Annotated in this window: 15 protein-coding genes; 13 read left to right on the forward strand and 2 right to left on the reverse strand. The window is 37.1% G+C overall.

Features of this window, described 5'->3' with window-relative positions:
* Positions 1-91: 91 nt before the first annotated feature.
* Entirely contained in the window at positions 92-1,306 is a 1,215-nt protein-coding gene (locus tag SJY45_RS03520; protein ID WP_400073285.1) for an ATP-binding protein, read from the forward strand.
* An 11-nt stretch (positions 1,307-1,317) separates the two neighbouring features.
* Here the strand turns inward: SJY45_RS03520 and SJY45_RS03525 are convergent, their stop codons facing one another.
* Positions 1,318-2,778, reverse strand: coding sequence for a pyridoxal phosphate-dependent decarboxylase family protein (locus SJY45_RS03525; protein WP_400073286.1), 1,461 nt, complete (start codon positions 2,776-2,778; stop codon positions 1,318-1,320).
* A 115-nt stretch (positions 2,779-2,893) separates the two neighbouring features.
* Here SJY45_RS03525 and SJY45_RS03530 point away from each other — a divergent pair, with 115 nt between their 5' ends.
* Together SJY45_RS03530 and SJY45_RS03535 are read left to right on the forward strand one after the other, a co-directional pair.
* Positions 2,894-3,778 carry a LysR family transcriptional regulator gene (locus SJY45_RS03530; RefSeq protein ID WP_400073287.1) on the forward strand — a complete coding sequence of 295 codons (885 nt, stop codon included), beginning with the start codon at positions 2,894-2,896 and terminating at the stop codon, positions 3,776-3,778.
* A gap of 563 nt (positions 3,779-4,341) precedes the next feature.
* Complete coding sequence (locus tag SJY45_RS03535; protein WP_215440342.1) at positions 4,342-4,929, forward strand: thioredoxin family protein; 588 nt, start codon at positions 4,342-4,344, stop codon at positions 4,927-4,929.
* 10 nt (positions 4,930-4,939) lie between these two features.
* Here SJY45_RS03535 and SJY45_RS03540 read toward each other — a convergent pair whose 3' ends face one another.
* Positions 4,940-5,836 carry an AraC family transcriptional regulator gene (locus tag SJY45_RS03540; RefSeq protein WP_400073288.1) on the reverse strand — a complete coding sequence of 299 codons (897 nt, stop codon included), beginning with the start codon at positions 5,834-5,836 and terminating at the stop codon, positions 4,940-4,942.
* Positions 5,837-6,266: 430 nt separating this feature from the next.
* Here SJY45_RS03540 and SJY45_RS03545 point away from each other — a divergent pair, with 430 nt between their 5' ends.
* The 10 genes from SJY45_RS03545 to SJY45_RS03590 all read left to right on the forward strand — a co-directional run bounded on the left by SJY45_RS03545 (position 6,267) and on the right by SJY45_RS03590 (position 16,775).
* Complete coding sequence (locus SJY45_RS03545) at positions 6,267-6,941, forward strand: NAD(P)H-dependent oxidoreductase (protein ID WP_099192878.1); 675 nt, start codon at positions 6,267-6,269, stop codon at positions 6,939-6,941.
* 27 nt (positions 6,942-6,968) lie between these two features.
* The gene (locus SJY45_RS03550) at positions 6,969-7,976 is read left to right on the forward strand and encodes a zinc-binding alcohol dehydrogenase family protein (protein WP_400073289.1); all 1,008 of its coding nucleotides are present in this window, start codon (positions 6,969-6,971) and stop codon (positions 7,974-7,976) included.
* Positions 7,977-8,004: 28 nt separating this feature from the next.
* Positions 8,005-8,841, forward strand: coding sequence for a DUF4437 domain-containing protein (locus SJY45_RS03555; protein WP_400073290.1), 837 nt, complete (start codon positions 8,005-8,007; stop codon positions 8,839-8,841).
* Entirely contained in the window at positions 8,841-9,950 is a 1,110-nt protein-coding gene (locus tag SJY45_RS03560) for an L-dopachrome tautomerase-related protein (RefSeq protein WP_400073291.1), read from the forward strand. The genes SJY45_RS03555 and SJY45_RS03560 overlap by 1 nt, the downstream gene beginning before the upstream one ends.
* Positions 9,951-10,213: 263 nt before the next feature.
* A complete protein-coding gene (locus SJY45_RS03565; protein ID WP_400073292.1) occupies positions 10,214-11,767 on the forward strand; it encodes a DEAD/DEAH box helicase in 1,554 nt (517 codons plus the stop codon).
* A 79-nt stretch (positions 11,768-11,846) separates the two neighbouring features.
* Positions 11,847-12,116 carry a UBP-type zinc finger domain-containing protein gene (locus tag SJY45_RS03570; protein WP_400073293.1) on the forward strand — a complete coding sequence of 90 codons (270 nt, stop codon included), beginning with the start codon at positions 11,847-11,849 and terminating at the stop codon, positions 12,114-12,116.
* Positions 12,117-12,128: 12 nt separating this feature from the next.
* Positions 12,129-13,772 (forward strand): FAD-dependent oxidoreductase, encoded by a 1,644-nt coding sequence (locus SJY45_RS03575; protein ID WP_400073294.1) that lies wholly within the window; start codon positions 12,129-12,131, stop codon positions 13,770-13,772.
* A gap of 14 nt (positions 13,773-13,786) precedes the next feature.
* Entirely contained in the window at positions 13,787-14,653 is an 867-nt protein-coding gene (locus SJY45_RS03580; RefSeq protein ID WP_400073295.1) for an AraC family transcriptional regulator, read from the forward strand.
* Between the two features lie 122 nt (positions 14,654-14,775).
* Positions 14,776-15,621: an enoyl-CoA hydratase/isomerase family protein gene (locus SJY45_RS03585; RefSeq protein ID WP_276472470.1), complete on the forward strand. Its 846-nt coding sequence runs from the start codon at positions 14,776-14,778 to the stop codon at positions 15,619-15,621.
* 170 nt (positions 15,622-15,791) lie between these two features.
* Positions 15,792-16,775: a zinc-dependent alcohol dehydrogenase family protein gene (locus SJY45_RS03590; RefSeq protein ID WP_400073296.1), complete on the forward strand. Its 984-nt coding sequence runs from the start codon at positions 15,792-15,794 to the stop codon at positions 16,773-16,775.
* Positions 16,776-16,779: the final 4 nt, after the last annotated feature.

Genomic DNA, 16,779 nt, shown 5'->3' on the forward strand with positions numbered 1-16,779 from the left:
GGTTTGGAATTCCTTGTTTCTACGCTTGTCGTAATCCTTTGTGAAACCCAAGTTAGAGAAGCATAATGTTAAGTTTTGACTAGAGATACGTATGGAAATAGTAGGTGCATTACAGAAAGATATTGAAGATATCCAATCCATTAGCATAGTGCCCACTATTTTAGATGTGGTTTGCAGGGCTACAGGTATGGGCTTTGCGGCCATTGCCAGAGTAACCGATGAAACATGGGTAACTTGTGGGGTTTTAGATGCTATACCCTTTGGGCTTTCCGTAGGTGATGAACTTGAAATAGAAACTACTTTTTGTAAGCAGGTGCGTGAGAGCGATAAACTGGTAGTTATAGACCATGTAGAACAGGATAAAGTATATCATAACCATCCTATACCTGCTCAGTATGGTTTTCAAAGCTATATTTCCGTACCTATTGTTAGAAAGAACGGCGAGTTTTTTGGGACACTTTGTGCACTGGATACTAAACCGAACAAGGTGAACAACCCGGAAATTATAGCTATGTTCTCTATGTTTACGGAATTGATCGCTTTTCATTTAGATGCCCTAGAGACCATGCGTAGGCAAGATACTGCAATAAAGAAAAAGGACGTTGAACTTGCAACCTATGATTTTATTTCTAGTCACGATTTGCAAGAGCCGTTACGTAAAATCCAGATTCTAACTAGTACGTTAGAAAAGAAAGAAGAAAAGAATCTTTCGGAGAAAGGGAAAAAATATTTTAAGTCGATTAAAAAGGCGGCCACAAGAATGCGCAACATTCTTAATGACCTTTTAACGTATTCTGAGACGGAGTTTAAGCCTAAAAGTTTTAAGGAACTAGATTTAAATGTTCTTGTAAATCGGGCAAAAGCCAGGTTAAGTACACAGTTGGAAGAATCCAACGCTATTATTAATACCAATGATTTGTGCACGTTAAATATTGTTCCCATTCAAATGGAGCAACTCTTTTATAATCTCTTTGCCAACAGTTTGAGCTTTAGAAGTGATAAAAGACCGCTGCTGATCGAGGTGGATAGTAAGCAAGGTTTGGGCCAGTCTTTTGGTGTTCAAGGTCTAGAGGAAGCTAAAATGTATTGCGAAATCACAGTTAAGGATAATGGTATGGGTTTTGACCAGCAATACAGTGAGAAAATATTCGACATATTTCAACGTCTAAAAAGCAAGGAGAACGATAAATCTACAGGAATAGGACTCTCTATTGTAAGGCGTATTGTAGAAAACCACAATGGAAAAATTATAGCGATAGGCAAACCGGACCATTTTGCCATTTTTAAGATATACCTACCACTATAACTAATTGTTCGCTAAGCCATAGCGGGAGTGGCTACAGGTATTGAAAAGGCTAATTTTTCAATTTCATCCAACAATTCAATAAAATCTCTTTTAGAAGTTAACGGGTTCATAACGGAACATCGCAAAGTGCGTTCGCCATTAATTGTAGTCTGTACAATATAGAATTTTCCCGAAGCGATCAATTGCTTCCGTATTTCACCATTTAATCCGTTCAGTTCCGTGTTGTTTAATTTGTTACTTGTAATGTACCTGAAATTTACAATATTGGATTCCGGTTCGTGTACCAGTTCAAAATTGGGTTTTACCTTAATAAGTTCCGATAAAACCTGTGCCGAATCATAGAGCTGATCTACATTTTTTTCAAAGATATCGTTACCGTACGTTTTCAGGAGTACATATACTTTTGCCGAAAGAAAAGGTTTGCTGCACTCAAAAGTACGTTTAGCGGAATTATACCATTCTTCGGTTTCGGGAGAATCCCATAAGTATTGTGCTCTTTGGGCAAAAGTCCTGTAAATTTTGTTTCCTTGTCTGAACAATAGGGCGGTGCTCAGAACCGGTGTCATCAACATTTTGTGAAAATCAATGACAACGGAGTCCGCTTTTTCTATTCCCTTGGTCAGTCCCTTATATTTTTTAGAAAATACGACCGCTCCACCGTGGGCGCCATCTATGTGTAACCAGATATTGTTAGCTTTACTGAAAGTTGCAAGAGCTTCCAAATCGTCATAGGACCCGGTTGCCGTAGATCCGGCGCATCCTATTATACAGAAAACATGAAGTCCTTTTTTCTTTGCTTCTTTCAAGTATTGAGGGAGAAGGTCTGTCCGAATTTTAAAGTTCTCATCTACAGGAACTTTTATGATTCCGCTATCGCCCAAACCTAGAATTCGTGCCGACCGATCAATGCAATAATGCGCTTCTTCGGAAACCATTACCGCCAATTTTTCATTATGGCCTTCTTCCCAAACGTTCTGTGGTGCTTTATCTTTTCTAGCAGCTAGTAAGGCGGTAAGGTTTCCCAAACTTCCACCGGAAGTCATAAGGCCCGAAGCTAAATCTCCATAACCTATTTTCTTGGCTGTAAAATCTGTTACTACCCGTTCCATAGCATTTGAAACTGGTCCCATTTCATACACTCCCGTACTATTATTGATTAAATCCGTTACCAGTCCTGTTAAAGCGGTTATAGGTGCGGGTACAGCGGTCTGGTGCCCCATATATTTAGGGTGCTGTGTTTGTTGAGACCTTTGGAGCAAGGTGGTTAAAGTGGTTATGGGGTCGGAAGGTTGTTGAAGATCGTTCTCCCAGAACTGTAGCTCGTCTTCTGGAGCATTGTTTGGATAGACCGTTTTGGTTTCCTGGCTTTGCAGATTTCCCAAGTGGTTGGCAAGGACATCGATCACTTCTTTTCCTACCGCTCTAAATTTCTCCGCGTCATAAACATTTGTAAGACTTTGATCATTGGTCATAATGAATAGCTTTATGGTTCAACATCATCCTTTATTCCACACAAAGCTAGATATCTTTACTTATAAATATAAATACTTAATTTTGATCAATTAATAACAAATATGTATTACTGAAATGGATTTACAACATATACGTAGCGCCGTACTGCTCTCCAAGAAATTAAACTTTACCAAGACGGCAGAAGCGTTACATATTGTTCAGCCCGCCTTGAGCCGGAAAATAAAACAACTGGAAGAGGCTATTCAGGCGCCATTGTTCAAACGAAATAAACGGAACGTAGAGTTGACGAATGCGGGAAACTATTTTATTCCTGAAATGGAGAAGTTGTTACTTCAGTATGAATTCATTTTAAAACGAACCCATCAAATTCACAATGGAGAGGTGGGAGAACTAAAGATAGGTTTTACCCATTCCGTAATGCAGTCCATTCTACCGGAAATTCTCATTAGCATTAGGGAAAATCTACCGGGCATGAAGACTATATTAAAAGAGCTTAACAACCATGACCAATATATACGTTTGCAATCTGGTGAATTGGATATTGGTTTTGCCACCAACCCTCTTGTCCCAACAGGTTTAAAGAGTAAAGTTTTGCATATAGATAATTATGCGGTATTGGTGCCCAAAGGTTTTGATATAGACCGGTTACAAAAGAAAGGGTTTTCTATGTTTGCCAAAGAACCTTTTATATTCCCATCAAAAACAAATGGACCTAACTACGTGAACATTATTGAATCTATTTGCACCAATGCCGGCTTTATACCTAACGTGGTACATGAAACAGATTCTGTCAGTACTAGTATACGGTTGATAGAGGCTGGTATGGGAGTTTCGTTGGAGCCAATTTCCTCGCTTCGCGGATTAAACTTGCCTATTGATTTTTATGAATTGGATGATACTCCTCAAAAAGCGCAATTAACTATGATTTGGAATCCGAAACTTGAAGTAGAACATCCCAAACTGTTCACACTTTTACATGATACCTCTAAAACTTCTTAAAAATTGTGGCGTTAAAAATCGCCCTTTACGGTGCATTTTCCTTGCATTGCTAGTATATTTTTTAGAAAAACACTTCTCTATGCTACCGTTCATTCGCCTGATACTAGAATCGTTATTGTTAAAATATTGACAAATTGTAATTTTTATAACAATTATTTGAATTTAAACTGCGGGATTAGGAATTAAAACTTTTTGTTGCATTTATATCTTATCAGTTTTACTACAATTTTGTATAAAAAAAGGAAATAATACCTAGATTAATTAACGAATAGGCATTAAATACACAAATACCTCTCATTTTTATAGGTAACATAGCATAGCATACCGAAAAATATTGCATAAAACCTTTAAAAGTACAATTTTTCCTCATAAAAATTTCTACCTTAATAGGGTGGAACGAGGGGTGTAGTTTAGTGTCCTCTCTTCTCATCAAAAATTCGTTTAAAAGTTCTTTATCGGAATTGAGGTTACATATAGTATTTGAACCGACCCGATTAGAACTGTAATTCAGAATTTATCAGTGAGTAAAATTAATGGATATTAACCCCGCTAAAAATGAAACCATGGCATTTGTACTTTCAAGCATGATGGAATTGGGGAAAAGAGCCCCAGACTTTAAGTTGCGTGATACCGTATCAGGTAAGGTATTAACTTTGGACAAACTAAAATCTGATGTAGCTACAGTTATTTTTTTTATCTGTAACCACTGCAGCTATGTACATCACATAAACCCAAAACTTGTAGAGGTTGCCAATAAATATCAAGCCCAAGGGGTACAATTTATTGCAATAAGCAGTAATGATATAAAGCAATTTCCCCAAGATGCCCCTGTATTTATGGCACAAATGGCCAACTATCATAAATACCCGTTTCCTTACCTCTATGACGAATACCAAGATGCAGCAATAAGTTATGGAGCGGAATGCAATCTTGATTTATTTGTTTTTGATAGTGATTTGGCCTGTGTTTATACCGGCCGCTTTGATATGACCCGACCCAACATTCAACCAGCTACCGGAGCAGACCTTTCCGCTGCCTTGGATGCAATATTAGCTGGAGAGGAAGTAGACTCCAACCAATATCCGAGCATGGGTTCTAGTATTGCATGGAAACGAGGAGTGCCTAGAAAGAACTTAGAAATGTATTACTAAAACCACAAGTTTAAACTGTAGTGGTAGCGGAGCAATCGGTTCGTTTTAGCAACATATATTCTCCATTATTTTTAAACTGGCGTAAAGAAGTACCTGAGTAACGTTTGAAGGTTTTGGATAAATGGCTTACATCTGTAAAACCTAGGTCATCTGCTATCTGGGTAAGTGTGTAATCGGAATTCAACAAACGTATTTCTACGAGTTTCAATTTTCCTTTAATGATGTATTCCCGAAGCGACATATTTACTTGTTTCTTGAAAAATTCACTTACATAGGTAGGGGACATCATGAAAACCTCTGCCAAATTCCCAACTTTCAGTAATTCCGGTTGATCTATATGTTCATTGATATAAGTGAGCATTTTATTTATGCGATCATCAGTATTGTTCTTTGGTATTTCATAAAAATTGCCCTCCTTAATGTTTCTAACGAGGATTTCCATAATACATACCATTAGACTCTTAACCAAGGCAATGGATTCGTTTCTGTAGGTCATGGACTCCTGTAAAATCATGGTAGTTAAAATAGACAGGTGCTGCCTGTCCATCTCACTTTTAATAATATCACCGGGTAATTGATTGTAATTACTAAGGATGTAGGAAGCCTCTTTAAACCATTCATTTCTTTCTTCCGAGTTTCGTTTTCCGCTTTTAAAAAAAGAGTCCGTAAACTTTAGAAACACGAATTTTGTAGGTTTTTCAATGGTAAAAGAATGGCATCGTAATGGTGGAAGTAAAAAGATACTTCCCTTGCTGTAGCTGTGATGGTTATAGTTAATGCACTGCGTACCTTCACCATCTCTAATGAGAACTAGTTCAAAAAAATTATTCTTAACAGGACGTTGTTTCCAGTCTGTTAATTCAATTTCTTGTATTTCAAAAGGTTTTTTTGCTTCTAGTATCTGCATAGCGTAAGCGTTCTACTCCAAAAATACAAAATTGTGCCCACACGGTCATTTACTTTAACTTAAATAACCTTTAAAAATACACTATTGTTCAGGTTTAATCTAGTGAAAAACGGACTATGGCATCACTCTAGCTAACTTAAGCTTCATTTTCATGTACAAAGAGTGCTTGTAAATTGAGCGTTCAAAATGTATTTAGGCTAGGAAAAGTCCATGATTAAAGAGATGATCGTGACCTAAATAATTGAAGGAGTAATCTACTATTTTCTTCAGCTAATCTTGAATTTAGACAATGGAATTAAGGAAATTTTAAGGCTTTTGAGCTCCAAAACCTCGATTCTTACCAACATCCCCTTTTATTATACTCTAAAATGAACGAGGTAAGCGCTTAAATTTGCACCAACAAAACAACAACAGACATAAAATATATATAATGAGCACACCTAATATTGCCAAAGAAGACATACTAAACGCTTTTAATTACAGACACGCTACCAAGGAATTTGATGCTACAAAGACCATTTCTGATGCCGACATGAAATTCATCTTAGAAACGGCACATTTATCGCCTAGTTCATTTGGTTTTGAGCCTTGGCATTTTGTGGTCGTACAAGACAAAGAGTTAAGAGAGCTTTTAAAACCGGTTGCTTGGGGCGCACCTTTAAAATTAGATACTGCCAGTCACTTTGTTTTAGGTTTGGCTATGAAAGCACCAATGGTAAAACACAATGCGCCTTACATAGAACACATGATGAAAGAGGTAAAACAAATGCCTGCCGAAGTTATAGAAATGTACTCTAAATTTTATAGGGAATTTCAGGAGCGCGATTTTAACCTGGATACGGATAAAAAGTTATTCGATTGGTCTTCTAAGCAAACCTATATCGCATTGGGTAATATGATGACATCAGCGGCATTAACAGGCATAGATTCTTGCCCAATTGAAGGATTTCATCAAGAAAAAGCAGAGGCTTTATTACAAGAGAAATTTGGAATTGATACCGATAAATACGGACTAGCTTTTATGGCCGCCTTTGGATATAGAAAAGCAGACCCGGAGTTTCCTAAGTCTAGAAGAAATTTTGAAGATATTGTAACTTGGAAATAAGCACAAGTTCACTTAAAAATCACATTTATGAAAGCAATAGGATACAAAGAAAATCTTTCCGCAACAGATGTTAATTCGCTTCAAGACATAGAAGTAGAAAGGCCTAAAGCAACAGGAAAAGATATTTTAGTTGAAGTAAAAGCCATTTCGGTAAACCCTGTAGATTATAAAATTAGAGCCAACAGACCAGCTCCAGACGGAGAATGGAGTGTTATTGGATGGGATGCCACAGGTATTGTTAAGGAAGTAGGAGAAGATGTATCTCTTTTTAAAGTAGGTGATGAAGTTTGGTATGCCGGTGATTTAAACCGACAAGGTAGTAATGCCGAATATCAGTTGGTTGATGAACGTATTGTGGGTAAAAAACCTGCAAGTTTATCATTTGCAGAAGCCGCTGCCTTACCATTAACTACGCTAACGGCTTACGAAATGCTATTTCATAGACTAGAGGTTTCTAAAGATGATGCCAACAAATCTATTTTGGTAATTGGTGCTGCTGGTGGCGTGGGTTCTATTTTGGTGCAAATGGCTAAAAAGCTTACAAAATTGAATATTATTGGTACCGCTTCTAGAGAAGAAACTACTTCTTGGTTAAAAGAATTGGGTGCAGATACGGTAATTAATCACAGAAATAAGCTTAGCGAGGAATTTGAAAAATACAACTTGCCAGCACCAGAGTATGTGGTGAGTTTAAATGCTACGGAACATCACGTAGATGAAATTGCTAAACTGATTAAACCACAAGGGAAATTCGGATTCATAGATGACCCAAAATCGTTAAACGTGATGCCTTTTAAAGGTAAAGCGGTATCTACTCATATAGAATTGATGTTTACGCGCTCTATGTTCCAGACCGATGATATGATTGAGCAACATAACATTTTAAACGAAGTTTCCGAGCTTATAGACAACGGAACAGTAAGAACCACTTTGGGAGAAAACTTTGGAGCAATAAATGCTGAAAATCTTAGAAAAGCTCATGCTTTCTTAGAGACAGGAAAAGCAAAAGGTAAAATTGTTTTAGAAGGATTTTAGACTCTATGAGTCAAATAAATTAAGTAAAATGAAAAATATATTATCAATTTTAGCTGTAACGGCTGTATTTGCAAGTAACAAGATAACTGCACAAACACCAACAACAGACAATATTAAGTCTGTAAACGAAGTAGTTACCGCAGATAATGTAGAATGGGGTTGGTTAAATCCATTACGAGGAGATAAGAGTCCGGCTGCAGGAAAACTTTGGGGAGACAGAACTAAAAACGAACCAGCGGGATTTTTGGTGAAATTCAAAAAAGGATTTTCATCGCCGCCTCATATTCATAACATAACGTATAGGGGAGTAGTCATTAAGGGGCTATTGCACAACGATGATGAAAATGCCGAGAAACAATGGCTGCCAGCAGGTTCTTATTGGCAACAACCAGCAGGAGAAGCGCATATTACTGCTGCTGACGGTGAAGAAAATATGGCGTTTTTAGATATTCAAGAAGGACCGTATTTAGTAAAACCAATAGCAGAAGCTTTTGATAATGGCGAAAGACCTGTAAATGTTGATAAAACAAACTTGGTTTGGTTAAACGCTAACGACATCCAATGGGTTTCTGAAAAGAGCAATGTAGAAACCGCATTTTTATGGGGAAGTCACAAAGAAAATCAATTACGTGCCACGCTATTAAAATTGCCTGCAGGCTTCAACGGAAGCATAAAAAATTTGAGCCAAAACTTTAGAGCTGTAGTCATTTCTGGAGGAATATCTCATCAATTCAAAAAAGGAGTTAAAAATCAATTAGATGCGCCTTCTTATTTTGGTGCGGAAGAGAATGCGACTTCTTTAATTTCGACAGAAAAGGAAACAGTGCTGTACATAAGAAGTAACGGTGATTTTGAAGTTAAATAATGATGAAAAAGATAAGTATCATATTAAGTTTAGTTACTTCAGTTATGGCAGTGCAAGCACAAAAAACCATCTCTGAAGTAGAAACTTACGCCACTGTAGACCAGGCGGTAGGTAATATTGCTTTTACTAATGATGGGGAATTGGTATACAGTCATCACCCATTTTTTGGACCAGAAATTAGAGTGGTAAAGTTTAATAAAAAGACGAATACTACTACGCCTTTTCCCAACTTGGAATGGAACACACCAAAAGACACTGACGATAATTATTTAAGTTATGTCTTGGGAATTCGAAATGATGAAAACGGTGTTATTTGGATGATAGATATGGCGCAACGTAATAATGTAACGCCTAAAATAGTTGGTTGGAATACAGAAACCGACGAATTAGAGCGTATTTATTACTTGCCAAAATCTTCAGTTCCAAAAATCGCACAACCTAATGATATGATAGTCGATACTAAACATGGTTATTTCATTATTGCTGATGAAGGCATTGGTAATGGTGGAGATGGAAGCAGGGCAGCTTTTATAATTGTAGATATGAAAACCGGTAAGACACGTCGGGTTTTAGAAGGTACAAGGTCTACAATACCAGAAAACACACCGACAATAATTGATGGTAAGCATTTGGCCGTAAACGGAAAAGATTTGTTGATTGGTAATGACGGAATTACTGCTGATGCTAATTTTGAATACATCTACTACGGACCGTTAAACGGACGAAAAATCTATCGTATTAAAACAGTTGATTTGGTAAATGAAACGTTTACAGATGTAGATTTAGATAGTAAAATTGAAACCTATTCAGACAAACCAAACAATGGAGGAATGTCCATTGATAAAGAAGGAAACTTATATTTAACTGCTCTTGAATCTAAAAGCGTAGCTGTGGTGTTAGCGAATGATAGAAATGTAGAAACCATGGTGCAAGATGAAAATATGGTATGGCCAGATGGTGTAAGTTTTAATCACGTAGATGGGTATATGTATGTTTCTGCTGCACAGGTAAATAGAGGAGCTCCCTTTAATGATGGAAAAAGTGTAGCAACTAGACCGTTTTATATTTTCAGGTTTAAACCTATTAAAGAAGGTGTTTCTTTTAGGTAAACTTAAAGAAATATGCATTAATGGAATATATAGAAAACCGCTTTTTTTGGTGTTTTTTTGTATTGGTACGCTTGAAGTAGATTTAATGAACTAAACTATATGAAAATTTAAAGAAGGGTTCAGTTTCCAACAACACTCAAATTACTTTGAACGGGTTTTTATTATTTATGACGAATAAAGTGAATTGTTTATGGAAAGCCTGACGATATATTAGCAATAAGTTAATGAAGGTTTTACCTTTGCATGCTTTAGAAAAAGATATAATGAAAGAGCCCTTATTTGAAATACAGGAAAAGAAAACGGATAAAGAACTATATAGTTACCAGCAAGGTGCCATTAGTCGAATATTCGAAAAATTCGATAATGAAAGAGATGACTACCACTTATTGTATCAATTACCTACTGGAGGCGGAAAGACTGTTATTTTCTCGGAAATAGTCCGTCAATACCTTAAAAATCACTCAAAAAAGGTCTTGGTGATGACCCACCGTGTAGAACTTTGTAATCAGACCTCAAAAATGCTTACTAGTTTTGGGGTGATAAATAAAGTAGTCAACAGTATGGCCAATCTAGACGACCAAGAACGTTATAACTGTTATGTGGCCATGGTGGAAACCTTAAATAACAGGCTTAATGATGGTATATTGGATATCTCTGATGTTGGTTTGGTCATTGTAGATGAGGCCCATTATAATTCCTTTACAAAACTGTTCAAGTTTTTTGAAAATTCTTTTGTTCTTGGGGTAACAGCAACACCTTTGAGTTCCAATAAGGACTTACCCATGAATAGCAATTACGATGAGTTAATTCCTGGGGAATCCATAGAAAACTTAATAGAAAACGACTTTTTGGCCAGGGCGGAAACTTTTCAGTATGATATGGGATTGACTTCTTTGGAAGTAGGCTCCAACGGGGATTACACGGTTAAATCTTCTGCGGACCTGTATACAAGTCCGTCTATGTTGAACAAACTGCTGGAAGCTTATACCAAGCATTCCAAAGGTAAAAAGACGTTGATATTCAACAATGGTATTGAAACTTCAATTCAGGTATATCATACTTTTAGAAATGCGGGATTGCCCATTATGCATTTGGATAATACTGCCACAAAAAAACAACGAAAACAAATTTTAAAATGGTTTCATGAAACTCCGGATGCCATATTAACATCCGTAAGTATTCTAACCACTGGTTTTGATGAACCCACTATAGATACCATTATCCTTAACAGAGCCACAAAGTCTTTGACTTTGTATTACCAAATGATTGGTAGAGGTTCGCGGGTATTGAACAACAAATCCAAATTTACCGTAATTGACTTAGGTAATAACATCTATCGTTTTGGCCCATGGGGTGCGGACTTAGATTGGGAGGCTATTTTTAAATCGCCTAACTTCTATATAGACCGTATTAAGGATGATGAGGAAATTGAAGGTAGCTTTAAACATGAGTTGGCAGATGACATTAAATCTGAATTTTCAAAATCCAAAGATACTTATTTAGATATTAAGGCTTTATATAAAGATGCCACCTTTTCGGGGCAATCTTCTAAAGTGGTACTGGAAAAATCCATTGAGCAACATGCTTACATCTGCATAGAAAACAGTGAGGATTTATACGACGCTCTTGCCCTAGCAAAATTACTTAAAGGAGATATAGATAATAGGATACAGGTTTATAGCAAGTGTATAAGTAAAAGCACCTATAATTTTATTAGTTGGCTAAAACTGGATTATCAGAAAAAGCTGAACGCTTATCTTCGGGAAAACTTTGATTCCGTTTTTGAGCAAATTCATGGTCATCCGCCAGAAGGTTAATTTAGTTTAAGATGAAATGTAAGTGGTAAGTATCAAGTTCTTTCGCTAAATTTAAAGAACTCCATAAAAAGAAGTTAGTATGCAGCAAAAATCTTGCGACCACATAAAAGCGATTTCCGAAATCAAAACTGCTACTGAGCTTGTTTGTGAGGAATGTATTAAACTTGGTGATGGCTGGGTGCATTTGCGCACATGTCAAGAATGTGGTGTAACACTTTGTTGTGACGATTCTAAAAATAAACATGCTACGGCACATTTTCATGCAACCAAGCATCCGGTTATAAGTTCCGCAGAACCTAATGAAAAATGGTTTTGGTGCTATCTTGATAATGCTTTTGCAACCTTTTAAACCAAACCAATTATGATCGATCCAAAATTTCCTGAATTAACAAATGTTCAGGTAGAAAAACTTAAGAAGTACGGTGAAATAGAGTTCTATAAGGAGCCAACGGTCGTATTAGATTTTGGAGATCGGCATTATGATTTTTTTGTGGTGCTCACTGGCGGAATCAGAATTATTGATCCTGACAAAAAAGATGAAAATATTGCCATTCATACCAGGCATCAATTCTCAGGTTCAAGTAGTATTCTTTCGCACAGAGCCGTTGGGGTTTGTGGTGAAACCTTGGCAAATACGCAGCTTATAAGAATAAGTCCTGAAAATTTAAAAAGTGCCATTGCCAAGTTCAGTGATATTAGCGATGTACTTCTGAATGCATTTTTATTGCGTGAAGACGCGCTTAAAAACAACGTTCAGGGTATTAAGCTAATTGGTTCTGAACACTCCAATGAAACCTACGCTATCCGTGATTTCATGGATAAGAATGATATTTGGTACAATTTTATTGATTCCGATAAGGAAGACGGATTGGTGCAACTATTAGAAACTTTCAATTTAAAAGAATCTGACCTGCCAGTTTTGATCAATAGTCAGAATGAGATTTCCGTTCGCCCATCCATAGATGAAATTGGTACGTGTACCGGTGTTCGGTTGCAATTGGATGATGATATTTATGATGTTCTGGTGGTAGGTGCTGGTCCCGCTGGCTTGGCTGCTAGTGTTTATGCCGCTTCAGAAGGCTTAAAAGTGTTGACCATAGACAGTAATTCCCCTGGCGGACAAGCCGGTAAAAGTTCTAAAATTGAGAATTATCTAGGGTTTCCTACCGGAATTTCAGGACGTGACCTTGCCAATAATGGCTACATACAGGCACAAAAGTTTGGTTGTACCATATCCGTGCCGCATAGGGTAGAGGGCATAGTGCGCAAAGATGGTTATTACGAAGTTAATTCTAACAACACATCTATATTAAAGGCTAAAACGGTCATTGCCGCAACAGGTGCCGCGTATAGAAGACTGCCTTTAGAAGGTATTGAAAAATTTGAAGGTTCCGGAGTGTACTACAGCGCCACTTCAATGCATGCCAATATGTGTAAGAATAGCGAAATAGGCATTGTGGGCGGTGGCAACTCCGCAGGTCAGGCGGCATTGTTTTTAGCAAGCCATGCGCATAAAGTATATGTAATCATCAGAAACGAGGATATTGGCGCAAAAATGAGCGACTATCTAGTGCAGCGAATTTTCGCATGTGATAATATTGAAGTTTTAACGGGTAGTAATGTCGTTAAGGTTGAAGGGGATACATATTTGGAAAAGGTAGAAATCAAACAAAACGATACTTTAGTCCAAAACAACATTAATTACCTATTTACATTTGTTGGCGCAAAACCATGTACGGAGTGGTTAGACAATATTATAGATACGGATGCTAAAGGCTTTGTACACACAGGGCTCACTATTTGCGACAATGCTTTAAATGGCGAATCAGTTTTCAAACATAGAAAGCCTTACACTTTTGAAACCAGTTTACCAGGACTTTTTGCTGTTGGCGATGTGCGTTCCGGGTCGGTTAAACGTGTAGCTTCGGCAGTAGGTGAAGGGTCTATTGTAGTTAGTGACATCCATAAATTTTTAGCGCTTGAAACCGAAGCAAAAATTATATAGTACTTTTAATCCCTATGCCACGTACCATAATCGAAAATATTGTAATTCAAGAATACAAAGACCAAACCTTTTTTGAGTTTTGTAAGTATACTACCATCAGGTTTTTTGAGATTGTGTATTTTGAAAAGGGTAACGGCACCATAAAAATTAATGGAAAAACGGTAAACTATTCGGCTAATAGTATTTTTGTTTTTGTGCCAGATGATATTTATATCGTAAACCCAGAATCGGAAACTACTACCATTGCCATTAAATTCTTGAAAAGCTTTTTTAGGGGAGATGCACCGCAAAATGCAAATCTTCCGGTGAACGATTGGTTTCGTAAAATTGAAGGGATTTTAAACAGTGAGAGTCATCAATTACGTGAAATGCGTTTTGAAACCGAATCTGACAAAATACATTTACTTTCATTGATAAAAATGGTGGCGGCAGAAAACGATAAGAAGAAATCATACGACCTGTTTATAATTCAAAATTCACTTTCTGTAATTCTTCACCTTATTGCACGTAACATTCAGTTTTTAAATGCTGATATGAGTACCAAAATAGTGGAGTCCTCCAAAATTCAGCAAATCATCAACTTTATTCACGCCAATATTTACAATCCGGAATTGCTGACCACCAAAAACTTGGCAGAGGAGTTTCATATGGCGGACAATTACATCAGTGAATATTTTAAAAAGCATACTGATGTGTCGCTAAAAAAGTACATTCTTAATTACAAATTAAAACTCGTAGAAACCCGATTAAAATATACCGATCTGCAGTTCTCAGAGATTGCAATGGAATTAGGCTTTACAGATTCTAGTCACCTTAACAAGACTTTCCAAAGTTATAAGGGAATGACTATTGGTGCTTATAAGGCAAGTATTTCTCAATAAATTACCATTTACCTCTTTTTTTACTAAAAGCCCTGTGTTTTTTACTTATCCAAAGCTTGAGTGCCTAGGTAACTTTGTACTGTAATACTAACAGAACAATAATTAACCAAAAACTCAATACTATGGAATACAAGAATTTTCAAACATTTACGGCAGAACAAAAAGGAGGAATTTTAACAGTGACCATCAACTTTGGACCAGTAAACGTACAAGGACAAGAAATGCTAGCAGATTTAAGCAGTCTTTGTTTACGATTAGAGCGCGATAGAAGTGTAAAAGTAGTGGTTTTTGAATCTTCAAATCCAGATTATTGGGTATGTCATTATGATACCAACTTACTTAGAGATATGTCTATGGAAGCGGTACCGAGAAACGAAGTACAGTTATTAGACTTACAAGCAATTTTAGAAAGATTGAGCAACGTACCACAAGCAACTATAGCTAAAATTGAAGGTTTTGCGCGCGGTGGCGGACACGAAATGGCATTGGCACTGGATATGCGTTTTGCAGCAAGAGGTAAAGCCAAATTTATGCAAATGGAAGTAGGTATGGGCATTTTACCTTGTGGTGGCGGAGCTTCACGTATGGCTAGACAAACAGGTTTAGGAAAGGCACTGGAAATTATTTTAGGTGCAAAAGATTGGGACGCAGACGAAGCTGAAAAGTTCGGAACTATTAACAAAGCATTAGATGCAGATGAAATAGGACCTTATGTAGATGCTTTGGCAGAGCGCATTTCTAAATTTCCGGCAGATTCTATTGCGGCTAGCAAACGTGCGGTATATGCGTCTATAGACTTACCAATAAAGGAAGCTTTAAAAGAAGAAGCCTATCAATTATTTCAGGCTACAAGCAGAACACCAGCTATAAAAAGATTCACCTACGCCGATGAGAATGGCGCTCAGTTTGACCATAACAACCAAAAGAATTGGGAACAAATGGTAATGGATATTCAAGAAGTAAATTAATGGCGCCGAGTGCCTTGCGCTATACGCTTTACGCCAATCGCATATCGCAGTTTGCGTAGAGCGTGTTGCGCACAGCGAATAGCGAATAGCGAATAAAATAAAGTCTCTGTCCTAAGGCTAGAGATATTTCCACAGATAAATAGATTATAACAATAAAAAGAAGAAAGATTATGAAAGCAATGCTTATAAACAACTACGGAGAAAACGGAAATTTCGAAGTATCAGAAATTGAAAAACCAACAGTAAAGGCAAATCACGTATTGGTAAAAATAGCTGCATCTAGTGTAAATACAATTGACACTATGATCAAAAATATGGGAACCGATTTACCATTATCACCAGCTACACCAGCCTTATTAGGTATGGATTTCTCAGGAACTATAGAATCGGTTGGAGATGGTGTAGAAGGTTTTAAAGTAGGCGATGAAGTATACGGTTGCGCTGGCGGATTAGCCGATTTACCAGGAACCTTAACGGAGTATATTGTAGCAGATAGCTACCTTGTAGCGCACAAACCAAAAGGCTTAACAATGCGAGAAACTGCAGCCTTACCTTTGGTAGCTATTACAGCTTATGAAGGTTTAACAAGAGCAGGCGCAAAAGCAGGTCAGAAAGTATTGGTACACGGTGGTTCTGGTGGTGTTGGTCATTTAGCGGTACAATTGGCAAAGTATTTTGGAGCAGAAGTTTTTGCTACAGGTACTGGTGATAATCAAAAAGCTATTGTTGAAAAATTTGGCGCAACTTTTATCGATTTTAAAACTGAAAAGGTAGCAGATTACACAGCAAAATATACCGATGGTGGTTTTGATGTGGTTTTTGATACTGTTGGTGGGGCAAACCTGACCAATTCTATTGAAGCTGTTGCCTTAAACGGACACATTTCTACTACGGTGTCGTTGTGTGAGTTAGACTTAACTCCGTTGCATTTTAAAGGAGCATCATTACACGTGGTATTTATGCTAATACCAATGTTGCACAATTTTAAAAGAGAGGAACACGGCAATATTTTAAAGCGTTTGGCTGAAATTTCTAATGAAGGACATTTAACACCAATAGTAGATGAAAACAAATTTTCGTTAGAAGAAGTTGGTGATGCTTACGCACATTTACAAAGCGGAAAAGCTATTGGTAAAATAGTAGTTGAGAACTAAAAAC

Source organism: Zobellia russellii (assembly GCF_044597075.1).
In the GTDB taxonomy this organism is placed as follows: Bacteria; Bacteroidota; Bacteroidia; order Flavobacteriales; family Flavobacteriaceae; genus Zobellia; species Zobellia russellii.

What these genes read in the sequence shown, in the direction of transcription:
- SJY45_RS03520 (WP_400073285.1), top strand. Translation starts at nt 92, where the DNA reads ATGGAAATAGTAGGTGCATTACAGAAAGATATTGAAGATATCCAATCC.
- SJY45_RS03560 (WP_400073291.1), top strand. Translation starts at nt 8,841, where the DNA reads ATGATGAAAAAGATAAGTATCATATTAAGTTTAGTTACTTCAGTTATG.
- SJY45_RS03525 (WP_400073286.1), bottom strand. Translation starts at nt 2,778, where the DNA reads ATGACCAATGATCAAAGTCTTACAAATGTTTATGACGCGGAGAAATTT.
- SJY45_RS03590 (WP_400073296.1), top strand. Translation starts at nt 15,792, where the DNA reads ATGAAAGCAATGCTTATAAACAACTACGGAGAAAACGGAAATTTCGAA.
- SJY45_RS03535 (WP_215440342.1), top strand. Translation starts at nt 4,342, where the DNA reads ATGGCATTTGTACTTTCAAGCATGATGGAATTGGGGAAAAGAGCCCCA.
- SJY45_RS03580 (WP_400073295.1), top strand. Translation starts at nt 13,787, where the DNA reads ATGCCACGTACCATAATCGAAAATATTGTAATTCAAGAATACAAAGAC.
- SJY45_RS03530 (WP_400073287.1), top strand. Translation starts at nt 2,894, where the DNA reads ATGGATTTACAACATATACGTAGCGCCGTACTGCTCTCCAAGAAATTA.
- SJY45_RS03555 (WP_400073290.1), top strand. Translation starts at nt 8,005, where the DNA reads ATGAAAAATATATTATCAATTTTAGCTGTAACGGCTGTATTTGCAAGT.
- SJY45_RS03570 (WP_400073293.1), top strand. Translation starts at nt 11,847, where the DNA reads ATGCAGCAAAAATCTTGCGACCACATAAAAGCGATTTCCGAAATCAAA.
- SJY45_RS03585 (WP_276472470.1), top strand. Translation starts at nt 14,776, where the DNA reads ATGGAATACAAGAATTTTCAAACATTTACGGCAGAACAAAAAGGAGGA.
- SJY45_RS03575 (WP_400073294.1), top strand. Translation starts at nt 12,129, where the DNA reads ATGATCGATCCAAAATTTCCTGAATTAACAAATGTTCAGGTAGAAAAA.
- SJY45_RS03540 (WP_400073288.1), bottom strand. Translation starts at nt 5,836, where the DNA reads ATGCAGATACTAGAAGCAAAAAAACCTTTTGAAATACAAGAAATTGAA.
- SJY45_RS03545 (WP_099192878.1), top strand. Translation starts at nt 6,267, where the DNA reads ATGAGCACACCTAATATTGCCAAAGAAGACATACTAAACGCTTTTAAT.
- SJY45_RS03550 (WP_400073289.1), top strand. Translation starts at nt 6,969, where the DNA reads ATGAAAGCAATAGGATACAAAGAAAATCTTTCCGCAACAGATGTTAAT.
- SJY45_RS03565 (WP_400073292.1), top strand. Translation starts at nt 10,214, where the DNA reads ATGAAAGAGCCCTTATTTGAAATACAGGAAAAGAAAACGGATAAAGAA.